The sequence below is a fragment of the Flavobacterium notoginsengisoli genome, assembly GCF_014207905.1.
Taxonomy (GTDB): domain Bacteria; phylum Bacteroidota; class Bacteroidia; order Flavobacteriales; family Flavobacteriaceae; genus Flavobacterium; species Flavobacterium notoginsengisoli_A.
In genome coordinates this window covers 963,590-980,916 of sequence record NZ_JACHLB010000001.1, presented here as the reverse complement: position 1 = coordinate 980,916, position 17,327 = coordinate 963,590, and the positions used below count along the sequence as shown (strand labels likewise).

The 17,327-nt window shown below is 33.5% G+C and carries 17 protein-coding genes; 11 read left to right on the top strand and 6 right to left on the bottom strand.

All coding sequences use genetic code 11. The features are described 5' to 3' along the window. The first annotated feature begins 121 nt into the window (after positions 1–121). Entirely contained in the window at positions 122–1,030 is a 909-nt protein-coding gene (locus tag HNP35_RS04235) for a pseudouridine synthase (protein WP_184158130.1), read from the top strand. 67 nt (positions 1,031–1,097) lie between these two features. Here the strand turns inward: HNP35_RS04235 and HNP35_RS04230 are convergent, their stop codons facing one another. Then, the gene (locus HNP35_RS04230; RefSeq protein ID WP_184158137.1) at positions 1,098–1,700 is read right to left on the bottom strand and encodes a DUF937 domain-containing protein; all 603 of its coding nucleotides are present in this window, start codon (positions 1,698–1,700) and stop codon (positions 1,098–1,100) included. A 265-nt stretch (positions 1,701–1,965) separates the two neighbouring features. Then, the gene (locus tag HNP35_RS04225) at positions 1,966–2,466 is read right to left on the bottom strand and encodes a DUF456 domain-containing protein (protein WP_184158139.1); all 501 of its coding nucleotides are present in this window, start codon (positions 2,464–2,466) and stop codon (positions 1,966–1,968) included. Between the two features lie 156 nt (positions 2,467–2,622). Between HNP35_RS04225 and HNP35_RS04220 the strand changes: the two genes are divergently transcribed. Next, positions 2,623–3,108, top strand: a complete 486-nt coding sequence (locus tag HNP35_RS04220) for a hypothetical protein (protein ID WP_184158141.1) — start codon at positions 2,623–2,625, stop codon at positions 3,106–3,108. Positions 3,109–3,121: 13 nt separating this feature from the next. On the opposite strand, the gene HNP35_RS04215 is transcribed toward HNP35_RS04220, so the two are convergent. After that, the gene (locus HNP35_RS04215) at positions 3,122–4,225 is read right to left on the bottom strand and encodes a glycosyltransferase family 2 protein (protein ID WP_184158143.1); all 1,104 of its coding nucleotides are present in this window, start codon (positions 4,223–4,225) and stop codon (positions 3,122–3,124) included. Further along, the gene (locus HNP35_RS04210; protein WP_184158152.1) at positions 4,222–5,166 is read right to left on the bottom strand and encodes a lysylphosphatidylglycerol synthase domain-containing protein; all 945 of its coding nucleotides are present in this window, start codon (positions 5,164–5,166) and stop codon (positions 4,222–4,224) included. The genes HNP35_RS04215 and HNP35_RS04210 overlap by 4 nt, the downstream gene beginning before the upstream one ends. Before the next feature lie 90 nt (positions 5,167–5,256). Between HNP35_RS04210 and ruvC the strand changes: the two genes are divergently transcribed. The 7 genes from ruvC to HNP35_RS04175 all read left to right on the top strand — a co-directional run bounded on the left by ruvC (position 5,257) and on the right by HNP35_RS04175 (position 10,054). Next, positions 5,257–5,811: a crossover junction endodeoxyribonuclease RuvC gene (ruvC, locus tag HNP35_RS04205; protein WP_125723175.1), complete on the top strand. Its 555-nt coding sequence runs from the start codon at positions 5,257–5,259 to the stop codon at positions 5,809–5,811. 64 nt (positions 5,812–5,875) lie between these two features. Next, positions 5,876–7,021, top strand: a complete 1,146-nt coding sequence (gene hemW, locus HNP35_RS04200) for a radical SAM family heme chaperone HemW (RefSeq protein ID WP_184158159.1) — start codon at positions 5,876–5,878, stop codon at positions 7,019–7,021. A gap of 111 nt (positions 7,022–7,132) precedes the next feature. Further along, the gene (locus HNP35_RS04195; protein ID WP_184158161.1) at positions 7,133–7,510 is read left to right on the top strand and encodes a GxxExxY protein; all 378 of its coding nucleotides are present in this window, start codon (positions 7,133–7,135) and stop codon (positions 7,508–7,510) included. Positions 7,511–7,562: 52 nt separating this feature from the next. Next, positions 7,563–8,330 (top strand): cyclase family protein, encoded by a 768-nt coding sequence (locus tag HNP35_RS04190; RefSeq protein ID WP_184158163.1) that lies wholly within the window; start codon positions 7,563–7,565, stop codon positions 8,328–8,330. Positions 8,331–8,391: 61 nt separating this feature from the next. Then, positions 8,392–8,790 carry a GNAT family N-acetyltransferase gene (locus HNP35_RS04185; protein ID WP_184158165.1) on the top strand — a complete coding sequence of 133 codons (399 nt, stop codon included), beginning with the start codon at positions 8,392–8,394 and terminating at the stop codon, positions 8,788–8,790. Positions 8,791–8,874: 84 nt separating this feature from the next. Beyond that, positions 8,875–9,243 (top strand): MmcQ/YjbR family DNA-binding protein, encoded by a 369-nt coding sequence (locus HNP35_RS04180; RefSeq protein WP_184158168.1) that lies wholly within the window; start codon positions 8,875–8,877, stop codon positions 9,241–9,243. 109 nt (positions 9,244–9,352) lie between these two features. Next, on the top strand, positions 9,353–10,054 hold the full coding sequence (locus tag HNP35_RS04175) for a PH domain-containing protein (protein WP_184158170.1): 702 nt from the start codon (positions 9,353–9,355) through the stop codon (positions 10,052–10,054). 139 nt (positions 10,055–10,193) lie between these two features. Here the strand turns inward: HNP35_RS04175 and HNP35_RS04170 are convergent, their stop codons facing one another. Then, a complete protein-coding gene (locus tag HNP35_RS04170; RefSeq protein WP_184158172.1) occupies positions 10,194–11,294 on the bottom strand; it encodes a DUF4407 domain-containing protein in 1,101 nt (366 codons plus the stop codon). A gap of 238 nt (positions 11,295–11,532) precedes the next feature. On the opposite strand from HNP35_RS04170, the gene HNP35_RS04165 reads away from it, so the two are divergent. Together HNP35_RS04165 and HNP35_RS04160 are read left to right on the top strand one after the other, a co-directional pair. Then, positions 11,533–14,343: a TonB-dependent receptor gene (locus HNP35_RS04165; RefSeq protein WP_184158174.1), complete on the top strand. Its 2,811-nt coding sequence runs from the start codon at positions 11,533–11,535 to the stop codon at positions 14,341–14,343. Between the two features lie 77 nt (positions 14,344–14,420). Next, positions 14,421–15,479 carry a phytase gene (locus HNP35_RS04160; RefSeq protein WP_184158176.1) on the top strand — a complete coding sequence of 353 codons (1,059 nt, stop codon included), beginning with the start codon at positions 14,421–14,423 and terminating at the stop codon, positions 15,477–15,479. A gap of 142 nt (positions 15,480–15,621) precedes the next feature. Here the strand turns inward: HNP35_RS04160 and pckA are convergent, their stop codons facing one another. Continuing rightward, the gene (gene pckA, locus HNP35_RS04155; protein WP_184158178.1) at positions 15,622–17,226 is read right to left on the bottom strand and encodes a phosphoenolpyruvate carboxykinase (ATP); all 1,605 of its coding nucleotides are present in this window, start codon (positions 17,224–17,226) and stop codon (positions 15,622–15,624) included. Positions 17,227–17,327 lie beyond the last annotated feature (101 nt).

Below are 17,327 nucleotides of genomic sequence, written 5' to 3'. Positions count from 1 at the left end.
TTTAAAAAAAGCCTGTTGTGATGCTTCAAATTCATATAAAAGGAATACCTATTAATCTAAGAACATTGAACTTAAGTTTTATTAGCAGGAAAAAACTATCTTTGCACAAATTAATGATTTTATGAACAACAAGGAAGGCAATAATAAAAGAGGCGGATCGAGACCAAATAGCTCAAGATCAAACTCAAGCAAGCCAAAACCTCCTATGGCTAAGCGTGCGCAAGGGCCTAAAAAAGTAAAACCTGAAGTTAAAGCGGCGCAGGAAGCTGCTGCTGAAAAATTCAGAAAACAAAACACACCAGCAAAGAGACAAAAAGCTTCTGACGAAATTCGTCTGAATAAATATATCTCTAATTCTGGCGTTTGTTCTCGTCGTGATGCCGACATCTATATTCAGTCTGGAAATGTAAAAGTTAACGGAACTGTTATTACCGAAATGGGTTATTTGGTAAAAATTAATGATGTTGTAAATTTCGACGGTGTTACTCTTACTCCAGAAAAGAAAGAATATATCTTATTGAATAAACCTAAAAACTTTACAACTGCATTTGATGAAGGGCAGGAATTTCGTAACGTTCTAGAACTTGTTCGTGGCGCAACTAATGCAAAAATTGCTGCAGTTGGAAGAATGGACAAGAATACAACTGGTTTATTATTGTTTACAAATGATACTGATATGATTCGTAAATTTACTTTACCGAATCAGAAATCGTCTAAAATTTATCAGGTTTCTTTAGACAAAAACTTGAAGTTTGAAGATTTAGAAAAAATCAGCAAAGGCTTAGTTCTTGACGGACACCGTGTTTCTGTTGAAGAAGTAAGCTACATTGATAACGAACCTAAGAGCGAAGTGGGACTTAGATTGCGTACAGCAAATGTAAAAGTGGTTCGTTCTATTTTTGAATCGTTAGAATATAATGTTTTACGTATAGACCGCGTTTCTTTTGCTGGATTAACCAAAAAGAATCTTCCTAGAGGAAATTGGCGCTTTTTGACTAATCAAGAAGTTATTAATTTGAAAAACATTTAAGTTGTTTTTCAAATTAAAAATCATATTAATTAAATCCTGTTTTCTCTGAAAATGGGATTTTTTTGTTTTAGAAACTAAAGAAATTGTGTCCGAAAAGGGTAAATATTGATCTTCCGATAGATTGGTTCTTCTCTTCTACTGTTTCGTAACTTGAAAAACCTAGGATAATTTTTATTCCGGGAGGAATGCTGTTTAGAATATCTCTTTTTTGATCTTCTAGAAGAAGTTTTAAGCTTTCTAATAGCTGAAGATTAGCTCTTAAGTAAGAGATTACAAGAAGTGCAGAAAAGTTAAGTATTTCTCTGGCTGTTTCGCTTTTGATTCCGACTTCGTTTGAAACCATTTCCGAAATTCTTCCTTTTTTGTTAGCAAATAATTCTTTTAGTAAATCATTTCCTTCCAAGCGATAACAATCGTCTACTGATAAAATTCTGCCTGCATTAAAATCGACTTCCTGATAAAACGTAGAATCTTCTTCTACCATTGCCACTATTTCGGAGTAAAAATCAGGTTCTTCTGCTTTGTTATAGAGTCCCATTAAAATTGTACCTATCGAGACATCAATTCCTTTTATTAAAAGTGCGTCATTCTCGAAATAAAACTTGTTTAACTTGGAGACCACATTTGAAGAAATAAAGCGTCTAAGTTCAATCTGTAGGTTGGGGGTCATACTCATAACTTAAAAAAATGATTATTTATACTCGTTTAAAATAATCGATAAAGTGAGGCTTTTTATCGTTTATCGTGATAAAAATATAAAATATTTTAACATTTCCAAAAATTAAGTTAAAAAAATGGACTGCTAACAACTGCTTTTTAACAAATAAAATCTGCGAACGCCAGTAAATACAACCCTTTCATTATCAAATAAAAATTAAAAAAAAATCATATTTTTTTCTTTCAGGCAATAATTGAACCCAAAGATCGTTACACAATTAAAATAAAATGTTTCGATATTCCCACAAAACGTGTAAAAAAATCCCGAGATAGATGATCGAAAACAGGAAATTGATGAAGCTTGAAGCTAAGAATCCAAGTACAGATCCTGTGGCGGCTTTTAGAGCTCTTTTGTGATTTTTAGAATCGTATAATAATTCGCCAAAAAATGCCCCAACAAACGGACCGATAATTACTCCAAATGGAAGCGGAGACAAAATTCCGACAATCAACCCAATGTTTGTTCCCCAGATTCCATAAGAGCTTCCACCAAACTTTTTAGTTCCTTGAGACGGAATAACATAATCTAAAATGGTAATAATGACCATTAAAACAAAAGTGATTCCTAAAACCCAATAATTATTTTCTACAGCTTTCGTAAGATACAGCAAAAGCAGACCAACCCAACAGCTTGACAAACCAGGTAAAACAGGAAGAAAACTTCCAAAAACTCCAACAATCATGCAGATAAATCCTAGCAAAACTAATAGTAAATCCATATAAATTTTGATAAATTTGTTATTACAAATTACCATTTTAATCTCTATTGCGCAAATTTTCAAAAATGTGGTCTTGAAAATGAGAAGATTCAAAGCAATAGAAAGTTTCCCAAAAAAAATAATTGTATTTTTGCTTATTCATTCAACATTAAAACTTTGAGGCAGTTTTTCCCTTTTTTCATTTGTATTCTTTTCAATTCTTGTCAATATTTTGAGAAGCAAGTTCCTTCTGAAAAAGAATTACTTCAAAAGGAGCTAAAATCAATTAACTGGAAAGAGGTTGACGAATATCCGTCGTTACCCAACTGCGAGAAAATTGCCGACCGAAAACAGCGTCAGCAATGCTTTTTTGAGGTAATGTCAACTCTAATCGAAGAAAAATTGAACGTTGACACTTTATCTATTTTATATCCAGAATTAGATACAATTGAAGTAAAAGTTACCGTTTTTCCAAATGCTACGATGAAATTTGAACCTCAATTTCCAAAAGATTCTGTAGCTTATGATACGATAAAAATAGACAGTATACTGCACGCGCGTCTGGTCGATTTTCCTAAAATTAATCCTGCCATCAAACGTGGAATTCCAGTAAAAACTCAATTTATTCTTCCGGTTATTCTAAAAGCTAAAGAAGAAAAATAGTTTTATTAAAGCGCTATTTCTTAAACTGACGGCCTTTCCATTGGTAAGAGCCAAACAAACTATATATTGCAACGGTTGAGCTAAAAAACGGATAGAGCAAACTACTCAATAAAAGGCTTTTAATTTTGGTTTCGGTTAAAAATCTATTGGTGAAATAAAGCAAAACAAAATCCACCAAAAACTTAGAAAAAGCAAAAATTACAAAAATCGGATAAGACCAAATTCCGAAGAGAAGAAATAAAAATCCGACAACAAAACTTAAATTTCCGAAAAAGACAATTAAGCCAAGTGCTTTTCCGAAAGTGCTTTTATAAGAACTCGTTTTTGCTGCCCAGCGAACTCTTTGGTGGAATAACGAACTCCAATTTTCTGTTGGTTTTGTTTTTACAATTGCTTCTTCAGCTTTTAAATAATGAACTTCATCTGGAAATTTCTCAATAGCTTTTTGAAGCAAGAAAACATCGTCGCCACTTGCAATTTTATCATTTCCATCAAAACCATTCAGTTCTTCAAATAAAGATTTTTTGTAGGCAAAATTGGCTCCGTTGCACATAAAACCTTTATGAATTCCGAAACTTCCAATTGTCGCACCTTGCAAACTGGTCAAATCTAACTGCTGAAAATGATCTAAAAAAGAATTCTTGCCTTCATAAGTTACCGCGCCAGCGAGCATTGAAATATTGTTTTCCTGAATATAATTATCAAAAGTTAAAAGCCAATTTTCTGGCACCAAACAATCGGCATCGGTTGTAATTATCCAATCGGTTTTTACCTGATGCATTGCTGTTGTAATAGCGTCTTTTTTGGGAGATTTCGAAATTCTGACATTATCGATTATCGAAACTTGGAATTTGGAATTTAAAAATTGGAATTTCTCATTAGAGTTATCATCAACCAAAATAACCTCAAATAACTCTTTTGGATAATTGAATTTTGAAAAACACTCTAAAAGTATTGGCAAATTCTCTTCTTCATTTCGAAAAGGAACTATAATTGTAAAACTTGTTTTTGGGTTTAAATCTGATTTTTGATATTTTTTTACTTTTAAAAATCCATAAATAAGCAATGCAATACTTACTATATAAATTCCTAATATGGTAAAAAACACAAAAATCATTCTGCCGTTTTGGTTTTAAAATTCAGCACAAAATAGCTTCCTAAAACTACTGGAAGAACTACATTTAAAAACCACATTAAAGTGCTGATGAAAATAACGATCCATTCGTTTACGCCCAAAATTCCGAAGAAATAAATAGCTACACTTCCTTTTACAGCAAAATCTAAAAATTGAAATGTTGGCAATGAAGAAGCCAAAAAATAAACTGAAGTAATCGCGGCCATCAATGTTAAATAAGGCAAATCGACATCAAAACCTAAAAACAAAAAGTAATATTGGTGCGAAAAAACCAAATAACGGCAAATGCCTAAAAAGATATTTTTTTGATGAATGGATTTCGGAATTTCATTGATTTTATGAATCAGTTTTTCAATAGAATATCCTTTTACTTTTATTTTTTTGATTGAAAATAAGACAATCAGAATCAACAAAAATCCTCCGAAAAGAATCAGAACTGTTTGGGTTGTAATAACATTAAATTGAGCGTTGAAATACAGTAATCCAAAAATCCCGAAAACAACCGTTAAAACCATCTGAATTCCGTTGCAGATTAAATTTAGGAAAACTACTTTTTTAGCTTCAGATTTCGGATAATACAATGCTTTTCCTGCATACTCTCCTACTCCGTTTGGTGTAAAAATTCCAGCTGTTAAAGCAGCTAAAACCTGTTTTGTGGCTTCATAAACTGATATTTTATGAATTACCTGCGCCAGATTTTGCCATTTTAAGATTTCAAAATAACGATTCAGAACACTCAAAAGCAGTATAAATCCAATTCCTAAAACAGATTGATTTTTTTGAAACAAAGCCATGAATTTATTCCAGTCTAGTTTATCGTTGTTTGCCAGCTGGTTGTAAATAAAATAAAATGCGCCGCCAACAATCAAAAGTTTGATTACAAGTACAAGGAATTGCTTAGCTTTGTGAGGAATTGAAATCATGCCGCAAAAGTAATCAAATGTGGCAATTTGAAAATGAGAAAATGAGTCAATTTTCAAAACTTGAAACTTCAAACCTGAAACAAAAAACACTTGACACAAGAACGCATCATATTAGGCATTGACCCTGGAACCACAATTATGGGTTTTGGATTGATTAAAGTCACCAATAAAAAAATGGAATTTCTGCAATTAAATGAATTGCAACTTTCCAAATACGACAATCATTACCAAAAATTAAGAATCATCTTCGAAAGAACAATCGAATTAATCGAAACGCATTGCCCTGACGAGATTGCGATTGAAGCACCTTTCTTTGGCAAAAACGTTCAATCGATGTTGAAACTTGGTCGTGCGCAAGGTGTGGCAATGGCTGCGGGACTTTCAAGAGGTATTCCGATTACAGAATACGAACCTAAAAAGATCAAAATGGCGATTACAGGAAACGGAAATGCCAGTAAAGAACAAGTTGCCAAAATGCTTCAACAACTTTTAGGTTTGAAAGAATTGCCTAAAAATCTAGATTCAACAGACGGTTTGGCAGCTGCGGTTTGCCATCATTTTAATTCAGGAAAAGTTGTAGCTGGAAAGAGTTATTCGGGTTGGGATGCTTTTGTGAAACAAAATGAAGATCGAGTTAAAAAATAGTTTACAGTCGCAGTCACAGTTTACAGCTGAGACTGAAACTGAAAACTGAGACTGAAAACTAAAAATGAGCGGCATCTACATTCACATACCTTTTTGCAAGCAAGCTTGTCATTACTGCGACTTTCATTTTTCTACTTCGATGAAAAAGAAAGACGAGATGGTTTTGGCTTTGGCTAAAGAAATTGGTATGCGTAAACCTTTCGACTCCGCTCAGGATGACAAAATCATTGAAACCATTTATTTTGGTGGTGGAACTCCTTCCGTTCTGTCGAATGACGAAATCAACTTTTTAATTTCTGAAGTTTATAAAAACTATAAAGTTGTAGAAAATCCAGAAATTACGCTTGAAGCAAACCCAGATGATTTGTCTGCAGAACGAATTTTAGAATTATCTAAAAGTCCGATAAATAGATTAAGCATCGGAATTCAGTCTTTTTATGAAGACGATTTGAAAATGATGAATCGCGCTCATAATTCGGCGGAAGCCAAAAAATGTCTGGAAGAAGCAACAAAATATTTCGATAATATTTCACTCGATTTGATTTATGGAATTCCTGGATTGAGTGACGAAATGTGGAAACAGAACATTCAAACCGCTTTAGATTTTGGCATTCCGCATATTTCGAGTTATGCTTTGACTGTTGAACCAAAAACGGCTTTAAGCAAATTAATTCAAACTGGAAAAATTGCTGAACCGCAAGACGAAGTAGCTTCGAATCATTTTATGATTTTGGTCGAAATGCTTCAAAAAAACGGTTTTATTCATTACGAATTATCCAATTTTGGTAAAGAGAATTATTTCTCCAAAAACAATTCGGCTTATTGGTTAGGCAAAAAATATATCGGAATCGGACCTTCAGCACATAGTTATGATGGCGAAAAAAGAGGCTGGAATATTGCGAATAATTCACTTTATCTAAAAGCAATTCAAAGCAATCAACTTCCTATTGAAACGGAAACTTTAACTGTTTCAGATCGTTATAATGAATACATTATGACAGGTTTACGAACGATTTGGGGTGTTTCTTTAGACCGAATTGAAAAAGAATTTGGTTCGGAATATTTGAATTATTTACTAGAACAATCTGAAAAATTCTTAAACGACGGTTTACTTTCAATTGAAAACAACATTCTTAAACCAACTCAAAAAGGAAAATTTTTAACGGATGGAATTGCAAGTGATCTGTTTTATTTAGATTCTGAGAATTAACCGCAAGGTTCGCTAAGGTTTACGCAAAGGTCGCTATTTATCTTTTTTTGAAAGAATAAAACTACAATTTAAGATTTCAAAATATTATATTTGAGTTTTAATATTGATTTTATGACAGAAAATGATTTATCTCGAATTGTATTTAATTCTGCTTTGAAAGTTCACCAAACTTTAGGCCCAGGACTTTTGGAAAATGCTTACGAAGAATGTCTATTTTATGAATTAAGAAAACTTGGCTTAGCTGTTGAAAAACAAAAAGCCTTACCTTTATTGTATGAAGAAATAAAACTAGATATTGGTTATCGATTTGATATTTTAGTAGAAAACAAACTAATTTTGGAGATAAAAGCTGTAGATTGTTTAAATGAAATTCATTTTGCTCAACTATTGACCTACTTGAAACTAACAGATTGCAAACTAGGATTATTGATAAATTTTAATGTCGCATTATTAAAACATGGAGTTAAAAGAATAGTAAACAATCTTTAATAAAATCCTTGCGCCCTTTGCGTAAACCTTAGCGAACCTTGCGGTTAAATTTATGATAGCAAAAATCAACAACTTCGAAATCGACTTATCAAAACCTATTGATATCTCCATTCCATTAAGCAATACAGATGAAAATCCAATTGCCTGGTACATCGAAAAACCAGAAATCAAACCTGTAGTTTTTGGCGACTGGATAGGGAAAGTTTCGGAAGGAAAATCATCAACCAATTTCAATAATATTTTCTTCAATCCGCATGGGCATGGAACGCACACGGAATGTTTGGGGCATATTACAAATGATTTTTATAGTATTAATCAATCGTTGAAACAGTTTTTCTTTCTTGCTAAATTGATTACAGTTGAACCAACGAAAATTGGAGATGATTTTGTGATTACGAAAGAAAGCATTTCGACTTCGCTCAATGTGACAAAATCGGAAGCAATTATCATTAGAACACTTCCGAATCAAAAAGAAAAGAAATCAAGGAAATACTCGAATACCAATCCACCGTATTTGTCTGAAGACGCTGCAATTTTCATCCGCGAAAGCGAAATTCAACATTTACTGATCGATTTGCCAAGTGTTGACAAAGAACATGACGAAGGAAAATTATTGGCGCACAAAGCGTTTTGGAATGTAAAAGACACACATAATCTAAATCCTGACGCAAGATTAAACGCGACAATTACAGAAATGATTTATGTTCCAGACGAAATTGAAGATGGAAATTACATCCTAAATCTTCAAATTGCTTCGTTTGAAAATGATGCAAGTCCGAGCAAACCTATATTATTTAAGATTTTAGATTGTAGAGTTTAGATTTCTACTCCTTCAAAAAATCTAAAATCTAAAATCTGAACTCTAAAATCTTAAATTAAAAATGATTACCGTTTCAACAGATAAAACAAAACTCGATGTTCCGTTTATACAGAACTTTTTAAAAGACATTTACTGGGCTGCGGGGCGAACTATAGAAGAAGTTCAGCGTACAATTGATGCTTCGGTTTGTTTCGGAATTTATTTAGATGACAAACAAATTGGCTTTGCACGCGTTATAACAGATTTTGTGGTTTTTGCTTATTTAATGGATGTTTTTATTGACGAAAAATATCGTGGAAAAGGATATTCGTCAATATTAATTGACGCAATGATGAAGGAACCTCAGCTTCAAGAAGTTAAAATCTGGCGATTGGCAACAACAGATGCGCACTTTTTATACGAAAAATTCGGATTTACAAAACTGAATCATCCTGAAAAGATGATGGAAAAAATAGTTTAACAAATACTAATTTCACTAATTAGCATGAAAGAATATAATTGGTAAAATTTCTGCTATTAGTGTTGAATTATAATTTTTTATAATATGAATTTAGAAACGTTTTACGAATATTGTCTTTCAAAAAAAGGTGTCAGCGAACATTTTCCTTTTGATGAAGACACTCTGGTTTTTAAAGTGGGCGGAAAAATGTTTGCTTTATCTTCTCTTTCGCAATGGGAAAAGAACGAGCAATCTGTCAATTTAAAATGTGATCCAGACCGCGCACAGGAATTGAGAGCAGAATATGACGAAATACAACCTGGTTTTCATATGAGTAAAGTACATTGGAACACCGTTTCTTTAAATGGAAATTTACCTCTGAAATTTGTTAAGGAATTGATTGATCACTCGTATGAATTGGTTTTCAAAAGTTTGACGAAGAAAATTCAGAATGAAATTATTGACTCGAGGTAAATTTTTTTACCGAACAGGCGGAGCAAATAGAAAATTAGGCATTACATTTGTAGCGTAAGAAAAAAAACTAAGCAGCTTAGCAGCTTTGAAACTTAGCAACTAATAAACAATGAAAGAACAATTTAAAAAATTTCTGAACGAAGAACAAGATCCAAAAGCGATTGAAAAAATCACTTCGAAACTCACTGATTTATTAATGAAAGGTGAAGAAGTTGGATACATCGCAGTGCAAAAAAAGCCTGCCATTACTGTTTTTCCAGATAGTATTGTATTAACAAATAAAAGAATTATTATCTGCAAGCCTAAAAATTTGGGACTTTCTATGGATTTTACAGATTATACTTGGGATGATATTGCAAGTACTTTTGTTAAAGAAAATATTCTAGGTTCTGAATTTTCATTTGGTACCAAAACAGATTTGGCTGTTTCTATTGATTATATTCCGAAGATTCAGGCTAGAAAAATTTATACTTACGCTAAAGAACAATTGGATTTATTAAAAAATCCTGTTCAGACTGCAACGCCAATTCAGGAAATTGTTGAAGAAGCTGAACCAGAATTTGAAGACGAAATCGAAGAAGTAGAAACAGAAGAAGTAACAAGCTTTGCTGAAATTTTACCAGCCGCTCCAGTTGTTACTGAAACTTTTGAACCGCTTCCGACGCAACCTGCTGGAGAGCGTAAATTAAGTGATTTATCTAAAGAAGAACTTTTTGATAAATTACAGAACTACAAAAAACTTCTTGACAATGGTTTAATCATGCAAGGAGAATATGATGCTTACAAAAAAGAGATTTTAAGTTATATGTAATTCTTAAAGTCAAAAGTCGAAAGTCTTAAAGTTTTTTGACTTTGTCTAAAATAAAAAGTCCTAAATAGAATTTCTATTTAGGACTTTCTTTTTTAAGTCTGTAATTCGACTTTATGACTTTTGACTTTCCAACTTTCGACTAAAGCGTAGCTTTCTGTTTTTCTACAAATTTATGCGATTGCAGTTCCAGTAATTCTTTTGCGTTCTTTCGCTGTAAATCGAATAAACCTTTATCTTCGGCGATGTCGGCGTATACTTTATCGTGCATTTCAGCACTTGTTTTCACTAACAGATCGCGTTGGTATTTGTTTTGTGACAAAGTCGCTTTCATAGCTGTTTCGGCTTCTTCTTGTTTAAAGTCAAATTCTCCTTTTGGAGCTAATAATTTGGCTATAATTGGAGAAGTTTCAATTGCTAAAAACAGCAACATTATGAAAAATGACGGAAGCCAAGGCAGTTTGTTCAAGGCATTAATACGCGCCATTAATCCGTCAAAACCTTCGATGATTGGTTGGGTTTGTGAAACTTTTTTGTCTAAATCGGCTTGTAGTTGTTTGCCTTGCTTTTCTTTTTCGGCAATTTTAGCTTCATTTGACGCTTTAAGAGTTTCAAATTCTTTTAGAGCCGCATCGTGTTTTTCGCGTTTTTCTTTGTAAACCGGGCCTTTTCCTAATTTTTTCGTTCCGGCAGTTCCTTCAGCTTCTGTAATATAAACGGAATACAAATCGTTTACTTCTTTTTCTTTCTTTACAATATCAGCTTTTAAAGCAGCAATTTCGGCTTTATTTTTGTCTAAATCTGTTTTGAAATACGTTCCGATTTGTTTTTTATTGGCCAATTCCATTTCGTTTTTTTCTTTCAATAAAACGGTATTGATTTCTTTTTCGAAAATTTTAATTTCTAAAGGTTTAGAAATTACAATCGCAATAATAACTGCCAATATAATACGTGGTGTTGCTTGCAGAAATTCATCCAAAAAACGATCTCTTTTCTTAATTGTAGAAACGATAAATCGGTCTAAGTTAAAAATCAGCAAACTCCAAACAAATCCGAAAATTAGGGCAGGATAAATAGAATCGAAAACGGTAAAAAGCGCATAAGCACTGGCTAAGAAAGCCATAACTGCTGTAAAGAATACAGTGGCTCCAATACCAACATATTTGGTTTGTTCGCCTTCTGAGCAGTCTTTCAAGAGATCACGGTCGACTCCTGAACATAGGATAAAAAATTGTTTTAACATGATTGATGATTTTTGATTGTGATTGATACGGCAAATTTAACGCCAAATTTTCAATTACAGTCAAAATATTATTTTTCTTTTCGTTGGGAATCAATTATTTGATGCTTTTGATGTTATTTAAAGATTAATAAATCTTAACATCAAGAGCGTAATCATAACACTATGTTAATTTTTTTTGAAGAGTTTAGTAAAATTGAGGTTTTAGCTTCGCAACCGAAAATAAACTTAAACACACACAATGAAAAAATTTTATCTATTAACCGCATTCTTTTTATTCGCCTTTACAGGTTTTGCTCAGAAAGCGATTATATCTGGAAAGGTATTAGACGCTGACGACAAACTTCCTCTTCCTGGAGCTATGGTTCAAATTGTAGGAGAAAAAAAATACACCGTTTCTGATTACAATGGTCGTTTTGAACTATTAAATATTAACGAAGGAATTTATAAAGTTGAAGTAAAATATATTGGATATACTACTCTAACTCAAGAAATAAAAGTAGAGCAAGGAAAAAACAACGTTATTGATTTTGCTCTTAAAGCTTCTGAAAATGAATTGAAAGAAGTTGTTGTTGGAGACATCTTAAAAGGTCAGGCAAAAGCTTTGAATCAGCAGAAAAACAATAAAAATATTGGTAACGTAATTTCTTCTGATCAAATGGGACGTTTTCCAGATGCTAACGTGGGAGACGCTTTGAAACGTGTTCCTGGTATCACAATGCAAAATGACCAAGGTGAAGCGCGTAACATTATCATTAGAGGTTTGGCTCCATCTTTGAACTCTGTAACTTTAAATGGTGACCGTATTCCGTCTGCTGAAGGAGATAACAGAAACGTACAAATGGACTTAATTCCGTCTGATATGATTTCTACCATCGAAGTAAACAAAACCCTTACTTCTGATATGGATGCCGATGCAATTGGAGGTTCTGTAAACTTAATTACAAGAGCAACTCCAAACGGAGAAAGAATTTCTGCAACATTGGCTGGAGGATATTTACCAATTCGTGATCATGCTTCTTACACAGCAGGTTTCGTTTACGGTAATCGTTTTATTGACAACAAATTAGGAGTTGTAGTAAGCGGTTCTTACAATAATGTTGATTATGGTTCTGATAACATCGAAAACGAATGGGTAAAAGATGATTTCGGAAACGAATATTTACAGGCTTCAGAAATTAGAAAATACGATGTACAGCGTATTCGCCGCAGTGGTTCTATTGCTTTAGATTATAAATTCAATGAAAACAATACGATTTTCGCTAACGCAATTTACAACTGGAGAGATGATAGAGAAAACCGTTTCAGAACAACTTACGATGATATTGAGCCACTTTATAATGGTGAAGAAATTGTTGGTTTTGAAGGTCGTGTAAGACGTCAGACAAAAGGTGGTTTAGATAACAACCGAAACAAAAACAGAAGATTAGAAGATCAAAGAGTTCAAAACTACTCTCTTCGTGGAGAACACTTAATCAATTCTACCTTAGATTTAGACTGGTCTGCAAATTATGCAAAAGCAAGAGAGTACCGTCCAGGTGAGCGTTATATCGAATACCGCCAGAAAGGTTTAGAGATGTTTGAAGATTTAACAGATCCAAGATTTCCATTAATGACAACTGTTGGAGAATCTACAGATGAATTTGCATTTGATTCTGTTACCGAAAATACAGACGAAACTAGCGAAAGCGAATTTGGAGCTAAAGTAAACATCCGTTTCCCATTTTCTGTAATTGCAGGAGAAAAAGGAAGATTGAGAACAGGTTTGAGACTTCGTTTGAAAGAGAAAGAAAGAAACAATATGTTCTATTCTTACACTCCATTAAATGATGATATGGAATTATTATCACAAGTTCCAACAAGTTACTTTGATGGACAAGGATTTAATCCAGGAAGTAAATATGTACCAGGAGTTTTTGCTTCTGCCAACTTTTTAGGAAGTTTAGATTTAAACAATGCTACTTTATTCGAAAAAGAAACTGATCCAGCTGAATATTTAGCTGTAAACTACAATGCTAAAGAAAGAATTTCTGCTGCTTATGTAAGGTGGGATCAAGATTTTAACGACAAACTTTCAATGGTAATGGGGGTTCGTGTGGAGAACACTCATATCGATTATACAGGAAACCGTGTATTGGATGAAGAAGAATTAGAAAGCAAAATCAACAATACAAATTCATACACAAATGTATTGCCAAGTATTTCATTCCAATACAACGCTACAAAAGATTTAATTTTAAGAGCGGCTGCTACAACAGCTTTGGCTAGACCAAACTATTATGCACTTGCGCCTTACGTAAACAATATTGCTGCAGATAAAGAAATTACCGCTGGAAATCCGGGCTTGAAAGCTACGTACGCATACAATTATGATTTCATGGCAGAAAACTATTTTAAATCTGTTGGTTTGATTTCTGGAGGTGTTTTCTACAAAAGATTAAATGATTTCATTTACAACTACAGCGACAATCAATATACTGATGCGAAATTTGCTGCAGATTTCCCAAATCAATCAAATCCAATTCCAGCTGGAGAAAACTGGTCTTTCTTACAGTCAAGAAACGGAGATAATGTTAATGTTTACGGATTTGAGGTTGCTTTACAACGTCAGTTAGATTTCTTGCCAGGTAAATTCTTGAAAGGTTTTGGTATCTACCTGAACTATACTTACACAAAATCTAAAGCAAGCGGAATTGCCGATGAAGATGGAAACGAAAGAAACAACATTAGCCTTCCAGGTACTGCACCACATATGTTTAACGGATCTTTATCTTGGGAAAACAAGCGTTTCTCTGCAAGAATCTCGACAAACTTTACATCTGATTATTTAGATGAATTGGGTTCTGAATCTTACAAAGACAGTTTTTATGACAAGCAATTTTTCTTAGATGCGAATGCTTCTTATAAAATTACAAAACAATTACGTGTTTTTGCTGAAGCTAATAACTTAACAAATCAGCCGTTACGTTACTACCAAGGAGTTGCTGCACATACAAAACAAGCTGAATATTACCAGCCTCGTTACAACTTCGGATTGAAATTAGACTTGTAACATACAACTTTTAAAAATTCTTAAATTAGACAGAGTTTAACCGCTCTGTCTAATTGCATTAAAATACATCACACAAAATGAAAAACAAATCTTTAGTCGCTCTTTTACTTTTAAGCATTTCTTTTACAGCTTGTAAAGACGATAAATTAGCGCCAATTCAGCCAAATGCTGTAAAACCTACCGTAGTTACCGAAGCATTACCTCACGATACAGACGATCCGTCAATTTGGATAAATCCAATTGAGTTTTCGCAAAGTGTTATTATTGGAACTGATAAAGATACAGATGGAGCTTTGTACGCTTTTGATTTGAATGGAAAAATTCTAAAAAAATCAATTCCGTTAAAACGTCCAAACAATGTTGATATCGCTTACGGATTAATGATTGACGGAAAAAAAGTAGACATTGCGGTTACAACTGAACGCGAAAGCAATAAAATCAGAATCTTTAGTGTACCTAGCTTAGAACCTATTGATAATGGCGGAATTCCTGTTTTTGAAGGCGAAGCAGAACGTGATCCAATGGGAGTTTCTTTATACACTCGTCCAAGCGACGGAAAGATTTTTGCAATTGTAGGAAGAAAAACGGGTCCTTCTGGAAGTTATTTATGGCAATATGAACTTTCTGGCAACGGAAAATTTGCTACAGCAAAAGTCGTTCGTAAATTCGGAACTTATAGTGGAAAGAAAGAAATCGAAGCGATTGCGGTTGACAATGAATTAGGTTTTGTTTACTATTGCGACGAACAAGTTGGAATTAGAAAGTACAAAGCAGATCCGGCTTTAAATGACAATAAAGAATTGGCTTTCTTCGGTCAGAAAGATTTCAAAGCAGATCACGAAGGAATTGCCATTTACAAAAAAACAGATTCTACAGGATATATTTTAGTGTCTAACCAACAGGCTAATTCTTTCATGGTTTACCCAAGAGAAGGCGCAAACGGAAATCCAAACAATCATCCTTTATTGGCCGAAGTTCCAACTTCAACAATAGAATGTGATGGAGCTGATGTAACAAGCATAAATTTAGGACCAAAATTCAAAAACGGACTTTTCGTAGCGATGAGCAACGGAATGACTTTCCACTATTATTCTTGGGATTTAATCCAAAAACGTATCGACGAAGCGAAAAAATAATTTATTTTTTTTAGGTTTTTCAGTCGCAGTTTTTCAGTGTTCTATTTATTTTTTTTTATTTTTTTTACTGCGATTGGAAACCAAACAAAAAAGCTGTTCAGATATTGAACAGCTTTTTTTTATTTGAATTAATGTAATCCTTTTATTCTGTAATAGGCGCACCTGCTAAGATTTCAGCATTTGCAAACTCTTCAAATTTCGCAAAATTAGCTTTGAATTTCTGAGCCAATTCTAACGCTTTTTTATCGTATAAATCTTTGTCATCCCAAGTATTTCTCGGATTTAAAATTTCCTCTGGAACATTTGGACAAGATTGTGGTTTTGCAATTCCGAAAACAGTATGGTTAACGTATTCTACATTATCCAATTCTCCTTTTAATGCAGCCGTAATCATGGCACGAGTATATTTCAATTTCATACGGCTTCCTGTTCCGTAAGGTCCGCCAGTCCATCCTGTGTTGATTAACCATACTTTTACGCCCGCATCTTTCATTTTTTTGCTCAACATCTCTGCATAACGCGTTGGGTGTAAAGGCATGAAAGGCGCTCCAAAACAAGCAGAGAAATTAGGTTGCGGCTCTGTTACACCAGCTTCAGTTCCAGCAACTTTTGCAGTATAGCCAGAAATAAAGTGGTAAGCCGCCTGACCTGGAGTTAATCTTGAGATTGGAGGCAAAATTCCGAAAGAATCTGCCGTTAAGAAAAATATATTTTTAGGATTATGTCCAACCAAACCTGGCTGTACATTATCAATATGTGTAATTGGGTAACTTACACGTGTATTTTGCGTGATCGAAACATCGTCGTAATCTACTTCGTTTGTTCCCGCTTTAAAAACCACATTTTCTAAAAGAGCTCCTTTTTTTATTGCTCTAAAAATGTCTGGTTCGTTTTCTTCTGTTAAGTTGATTACTTTAGCATAACAACCACCTTCAAAGTTAAAAACAGTGTTTTCGTTGGTCCAGCCGTGTTCATCATCTCCGATTAATTTACGCTCTGGATCTGCAGATAAAGTTGTTTTTCCTGTTCCAGATAAACCAAAGAAAATAGCCGTATCTCCGTCTTCTCCAACATTAGCACTACAGTGCATTGGAAGTGTATTTTTAAAAACTGGAAGAATAAAGTTTAAAGCAGAAAAAATTCCTTTTTTCATTTCTCCTGTATAACCAGTTCCACCAATTAAAGCGATTTTTTTAGTAAAATTTAAAATAGCAAAATTAGACTGGCGTGTTCCGTCTACTGCAGGATCTGCCATAAAACTTGGAGCACAAACTACTGTCCATTCTGGTGTAAAATTTGCTAATTCAGACTCTTCTGGACGTAAAAACATATTGTAGCAAAACAAATTTGACCAAGCTGTTTCTGTTACAACACGTACATTTAATCTATAATTTGCATCAGAACATACATAAGAATCACGAACAAAAACTTCTTTGTCTGATAAAAATGCTGTTACCTTGTTATAAAGCTTATCAAAAGCTTGAGGTTCAAACGGGATATTTACATTTCCCCACCAAACTTGATCTTTGGTTACATCGTCTTTTACGATAAAACGATCCTGTGGAGAACGACCTGTAAATTCACCTGTATTAATTGCTAAAGCTCCGGTAGAATTCTCAACACCTTGTCCTGACTGCAACGTAATAGCATGTAATTCATCTGCTGATAGTTGATAACGAACTTTTGCATTTTCAATTCCTAAGTCTTTTAACGAAATCGATTGCGCGAAAACTGTGTTAGTGTCCATAAATTTAAGTTATGTTGTGGTTTTTGTTTAAAGCAAAATTACAGATTAATTTTTATTTGACTCAAAATACTCAAATTTCACTCTGATTTATATCAAAAAAG

Bases quoted from the DNA above. Each gene is read 5' to 3' on its own strand.
- HNP35_RS04235 (WP_184158130.1), top strand. From the start codon at position 122: ATGAACAACAAGGAAGGCAATAATAAAAGAGGCGGATCGAGACCAAAT.
- HNP35_RS04230 (WP_184158137.1), bottom strand. From the start codon at position 1,700: ATGACCCCCAACCTACAGATTGAACTTAGACGCTTTATTTCTTCAAAT.
- HNP35_RS04225 (WP_184158139.1), bottom strand. From the start codon at position 2,466: ATGGATTTACTATTAGTTTTGCTAGGATTTATCTGCATGATTGTTGGA.
- HNP35_RS04215 (WP_184158143.1), bottom strand. From the start codon at position 4,225: ATGATTTTTGTGTTTTTTACCATATTAGGAATTTATATAGTAAGTATT.
- HNP35_RS04210 (WP_184158152.1), bottom strand. From the start codon at position 5,166: ATGATTTCAATTCCTCACAAAGCTAAGCAATTCCTTGTACTTGTAATC.
- hemW (WP_184158159.1), top strand. From the start codon at position 5,876: ATGAGCGGCATCTACATTCACATACCTTTTTGCAAGCAAGCTTGTCAT.
- HNP35_RS04195 (WP_184158161.1), top strand. From the start codon at position 7,133: ATGACAGAAAATGATTTATCTCGAATTGTATTTAATTCTGCTTTGAAA.
- HNP35_RS04190 (WP_184158163.1), top strand. From the start codon at position 7,563: ATGATAGCAAAAATCAACAACTTCGAAATCGACTTATCAAAACCTATT.
- HNP35_RS04185 (WP_184158165.1), top strand. From the start codon at position 8,392: ATGATTACCGTTTCAACAGATAAAACAAAACTCGATGTTCCGTTTATA.
- HNP35_RS04180 (WP_184158168.1), top strand. From the start codon at position 8,875: ATGAATTTAGAAACGTTTTACGAATATTGTCTTTCAAAAAAAGGTGTC.
- HNP35_RS04175 (WP_184158170.1), top strand. From the start codon at position 9,353: ATGAAAGAACAATTTAAAAAATTTCTGAACGAAGAACAAGATCCAAAA.
- HNP35_RS04170 (WP_184158172.1), bottom strand. From the start codon at position 11,294: ATGTTAAAACAATTTTTTATCCTATGTTCAGGAGTCGACCGTGATCTC.
- HNP35_RS04165 (WP_184158174.1), top strand. From the start codon at position 11,533: ATGAAAAAATTTTATCTATTAACCGCATTCTTTTTATTCGCCTTTACA.
- HNP35_RS04160 (WP_184158176.1), top strand. From the start codon at position 14,421: ATGAAAAACAAATCTTTAGTCGCTCTTTTACTTTTAAGCATTTCTTTT.
- pckA (WP_184158178.1), bottom strand. From the start codon at position 17,226: ATGGACACTAACACAGTTTTCGCGCAATCGATTTCGTTAAAAGACTTA.